The sequence below is a fragment of the Psychrobacter sp. genome (assembly GCF_035469765.1).
Taxonomy (GTDB): domain Bacteria; phylum Pseudomonadota; class Gammaproteobacteria; order Pseudomonadales; family Moraxellaceae; genus Psychrobacter.
Genome location: NZ_DATIRM010000088.1, coordinates 1 through 4,882, shown reverse-complemented (window position 1 = coordinate 4,882; position 4,882 = coordinate 1). Strand labels below are relative to the sequence as shown.

The following is a 4,882-nucleotide window of genomic DNA, read 5'->3' as shown; positions in this document are numbered from 1 at the left end:
CATCACTATCAAAATCACTTTTCCTATCGGCTAATGCTGTAGAGTAATAAAAATATAAATAAACCCACAAAATTTGTGGGTTTATTTATATTTATGCAGGAAACTTTGTGTGTTATATAGGTAAATAACTTGAGGAGCTGTAGTTGACAGCTCACTCTGTCATTGCTCTCAGTGTTCTTTATTACTGGGTTTTTACTCTCTAGCAATCAAATATCGCTGCTCAGTCTGAAATGCACTGAACCTAGTCAACGCTCGCGGAGGCAGTTTATCTTATTATTCATCATTTATCTTGCCCTATTTTAGAGTTACTAATAACCTCACTGAATTTTGGCGTTAGCGACTTATAGAGCGTAAGGTGTTGAAACGTCTGCCACAGCGTTAGCCCTTGTGCTCAGAATAAAACCATGTCCTTAGGAAGGAGGTATAGCCGACCTATAGTCAACTCGTAATCGGTAAATGCCATCTAGCAGTATTTTGGCCCCTACTCTCTTTTTACGTCATGAGCTCATTCAACCTTTAACACTCATGTATGACTTTTATTCTTTCAACCAAAAAATCTACTGCCGCTTTTACTTTTGGTACTAAGTAGCGCTGTTTTTGATACAGTAAATACACGGCCATATCAGAATGTTGAGTGATTGCTAACTCATGCTCAAACTTAAGCTCTTGCAACGCTCCTGACTCAAGATATGACGCTAATGCCCATCGAGTTGACATTACATAGCCAAGGCGTTGATCCTGATGGCGTTTTAAAATAAAGTCCGTTATGTCCTTTTAATTCCATCGCATTGTTAGGCACGCCATGTTTTTCTAAATAGCTTGGAGAAGCGACAGGAATAAAACCATTGTCCATGAGCCTTATTGCAAGCACGCGTTCATTTGGCGCGTAGCCACCGCGAATAGCAATATCGACATCGTCACGTCCAAGTGCGGATAGCTCGTCACTTAAACTGACATCTAATAAAATTTGGGGGTATAACGCGCTAAATTCATCTAATAAAGGAAGCAGTATCTTCTCACCAAATCCTACCATCGAACTGATACGTAATCGCCCCATTGGCGTTGTTTGGTAACTACGAACCGTTTCTTTGCTTTGCTCTAGTTGATTCAATATTTGCTGTACATCATTATAGTAAATCTGCCCTACTTCTGTCAGTTTAACGATTCGGGTCGAACGCTTTAACAATGTCGCGCCCAAACTCTTCTCCAAATCAGCAACCCGTCTCGACAATGATGATGGCGGCACATCAAACGCCTTCGCCGCTTTGGTAAAACTGCCTGTTTCGACGACTTTACTGAAATATCGTATTGCACGTAGTTGATCCAACCAATTTCTCCATTAAATGAATATCTAAGCATTTTTGCTTTATTATTGTCTTAAAAGCAATAGTGATTCACGTTTTCCCTTATATATAACCACATTAAAACCAGTAATAATGTGTTTAACTTAAACGTTGCAACCAAAAAAAACCTTTACGTCAATAATGGAAGACTGACTTATGATTACTTTGCATGGTTTTGCCGCTAGCAACTATTACAACCTAGTGAAATATGTCCTTTTATATAAAGAACTGCCGTTCCAAGAAAACCTTGTTTACGGTGGTAGTGACGAATTACTGAAAGTCAGTCCAGTTGGTAAAGTACCTGCTATCACAACGCCTGAAGGCTTTAATCTTTCAGAATCGAGTATCATTTGTGACTTTCTCGAAGAGACTTACCCTGACACGCCGCTATACCCTGAAAGTGCTAGCGAACGTGCGGTCGTGCGTCAAATTATGAAAATAGCAGAGCTTTATTTTGAGCTGCCAAGCCGCCGACTGATCCCATATGTGCTTTCAGGTACTAACGCCCCTGAAGCAGTCAAAGAGGAAGTACGCCAAGTATTAAACCGTGGCGTTACCGCCTTAAATCGCTTGTGTAAATTCTCACCTTGGATTGCAGGTGAACAATTCACGATGGCTGATATCTATGTTCATTACGTAAACACCATTGTCAGCGCCTTTGCCTCTACCCAACTTGACTGGGATGTACTTGCAGAAATCCCTGGCATGCAGGAATGGAATGACTCTATGGGTCAATCTGCTATTGCCCAAACCGTGGAGGCAGATCGTTTGGCAAACATGCCTGGGTTTATGCAACATGTGAAATCTCAGATGCAAGCTGCCAATGTTAAATAATATTTGAGACTCAACAATATTTGATTCTACATAACACCGAGCAATAAACATAACTAATATTAAGATGACTACTTAAATTCAACGACAAACAAAGTCTAATCAACACATCTAATCATTTGCAGGAGCAAAAACCATGACAGATAAAAACATCCAACTGACCTCAACAGTTAGCGAAGACAATAAATTAACGCTTGCCTTACAAGACATCGAGATGCCGAAACCGGGTGCCGATGAAGTGGTTGTTCGCATTGAAGCGGCACCATTGAACCCATCTGACTTTGGGGTTATGTTTAGCGCGGCTGACATGTCAACTGCTGTACAATCAGGCACTGAGCAAAACCCAGTCATTACTGCTGATGTTCCCGCCAAGTTCATGCCAGCACTTAAAACACGTGTTAATAAAGCAACGCCCGTGGGTAACGAAGGCGCTGGCACCGTTGTTGCAGCGGGCTCCTCGCCAGCCGCACAAGCATTAATGGGCAAGATGGTTGCTGTGATTGGCGGCGGTACTTATCGTCAATATCACTGTGTCAATATACAAAGCTGCTTAGAATTAAAAGAAGGCACGACAGCTAAAGAAGGCGCTTCTTCTTTTGTGAACCCACTTACCGCATTAGCAATGGTTGAAACCATGCGTGCTGAGGGTCACAAAGCCATCATTCATGCGGCAGCAGCGTCTAGCCTTGGTCAAATGCTCAACCGCATTTGTATGGCCGATGGTATTGATTTGATCAATATCGTGCGTAAAGAAGAGCAAGAAAAACTATTACGTGGTATGGGCGCAAAATATGTGGTCAACTCAAGCAGTGATACGTTCATTGCGGACTTAACAGCAGCGATTATCGAAACGGGTGCCACTATTTCATTCGATCCTATTGGCGGCGGTCAATTAACTAGCGATATTCTAAACTGTATGGAAGCGGCCATAACCCGCGATGTGGAAGAATACAGCGTTTACGGCTCAAACACTTTTAAACAAGCTTATATTTATGGTGCATTAAACCGTGGCCCTATTACCCTAAATCGTAACTTTGGTTTTGCTTGGGGTGTGAATGGATTCTTATTATTCAATGCATTAGGCAAACTAGGCACTAAAACTGTCATGTCAATGCGTAAACGCGTTGCAGATGAAATCACGACCACATTTGCTAGCAGTTACACCCATGAAGTGTCATTGGCAGAGGCATTACAATTACAATCAATAGCCGCTTATGGTAAACAAGCGACAGGCGAGAAGTACCTAATTACACCTCAAAGCTAATTAAACTTCGGAGATTAAGAACTCTTAACGAACTTTTTTTTAACGCATGTAAAAGCAGATACTGATTATGGTATCTGCTTTTTTATTTACTTGCTTGTAATAGAAAATAGCATACTGGTATTAAATATCTTATGGTAACTTAGAACTTAAGTTACCATAAGATAAGATTTGCAATCTAAAGGGATTTACTTCTGCCAAAGACCTTTAATAGACTCCCAATACTCTGAAAAAACAGAGTCATTACGCTTAGTCTGTTCCTGACTATTTAGATGAGTAGGTGGCAAGATATGCTCATAATACGTATCTTTTAATAGCTTACGTAATAAGCCTTCTCCAATAAATCCTTTACCATCATTTAACGTATTTGCCGCACGTAATAAGTGACGAATATCATATTGCGATGGATCTATATCAGGCACCTGTTTTTTTATATCAAGTAGGCTATATACCGCAACTCTGGCAGTGCGAACGGAGCTTTCGACGGTAAATACCACATCGTTTTTAGTTTCGACAAATTGCCCTATTAAGCCTAGGTTAGTACAGCCTTGAGGTACAATTTCAGGGCGGTCACCCTGTGCACGCACCATAAATTGTGAGGTAATATATGGCATATAGGCAGATCTGACAATGGTATTTTCAACGACGACGTCTAGCTCATCAATAATGCCAAGGTGATAGCAAAGCTCTGCTAAAATTTCATTCCCTGTACATTTTGGCATTGGTTTATTAATATAATTACCGTCTTTATCCATCAGCAAACTATACAACCAAAGTACTAAAGTATCCTTTGGTTGATCAAGAAAGTGTGGCTGACGGTTACAAGTAAAGCTCATTATCCAGTTAGAATCGGTAAAGGTGATGATACCGCCTGTCACTGTTTTACCTGAATATGGATCATTAACAGATAGTTCTTTGAGCTTATCCACCAACGCAGAAGGTTTACAAGTAAGCGTTGCTGACATCCATGAAGACTCATTCACGTTGCCATTGAATTTTTCAGGATGACCAAATACGCTAGATTTATGAGCAAGATTATTCCAGAGTGTCCAACCTTTTGATCGACCTTGATTCTCTACCATAGCGTCTAGGTTTGGCGCAGAGTCATTATCACCATAACGAGTATCGTCAGTCATTGTTCCTGTAGTCGCTACTACATAGTCATTCCCTGTAATGGCAATGGTGGTAGGCTTACCATCTACTTCTGCAATGATAGCTTTGACCGTCTTAGTTGATTCATTGCCATCTGCTTTGTTAAATTCAATATCTAAATCCGTTACCGAAGTATTGTACTGGAATTTAACCCCTTTTTTGATTAGATAGTTACATAGCGGTACGATAAACCCATCATATTGATTGTATCTTGGAAATACTAGCATCGACATATTATGCATACCATCTAAGTCATGCAAAAAACGGTGCATATATAATTTTAACTCAAGTAAGC

At 40.5% G+C, this 4,882-nt stretch carries 4 protein-coding genes; 2 read left to right on the top strand and 2 right to left on the bottom strand.

All coding sequences use genetic code 11. From position 1 onward, the window contains the following. Positions 1-682: 682 nt before the first annotated feature. Entirely contained in the window at positions 683-1,327 is a 645-nt protein-coding gene (locus tag VLN09_RS02430) for a LysR family transcriptional regulator (protein WP_325243622.1), read from the bottom strand. A 172-nt stretch (positions 1,328-1,499) separates the two neighbouring features. Between VLN09_RS02430 and VLN09_RS02425 the strand changes: the two genes are divergently transcribed. Further along, positions 1,500-2,177 (top strand): glutathione S-transferase family protein, encoded by a 678-nt coding sequence (locus VLN09_RS02425; RefSeq protein ID WP_325243621.1) that lies wholly within the window; start codon positions 1,500-1,502, stop codon positions 2,175-2,177. A 133-nt stretch (positions 2,178-2,310) separates the two neighbouring features. Continuing rightward, positions 2,311-3,438: a zinc-binding dehydrogenase gene (locus VLN09_RS02420; RefSeq protein WP_325243620.1), complete on the top strand. Its 1,128-nt coding sequence runs from the start codon at positions 2,311-2,313 to the stop codon at positions 3,436-3,438. Between the two features lie 185 nt (positions 3,439-3,623). On the opposite strand, the gene VLN09_RS02415 is transcribed toward VLN09_RS02420, so the two are convergent. After that, positions 3,624-4,882, bottom strand: a 1,259-nt coding sequence (locus tag VLN09_RS02415; protein WP_325243619.1) for an oleate hydratase, incomplete at its 5' end; no start/stop codon positions are given.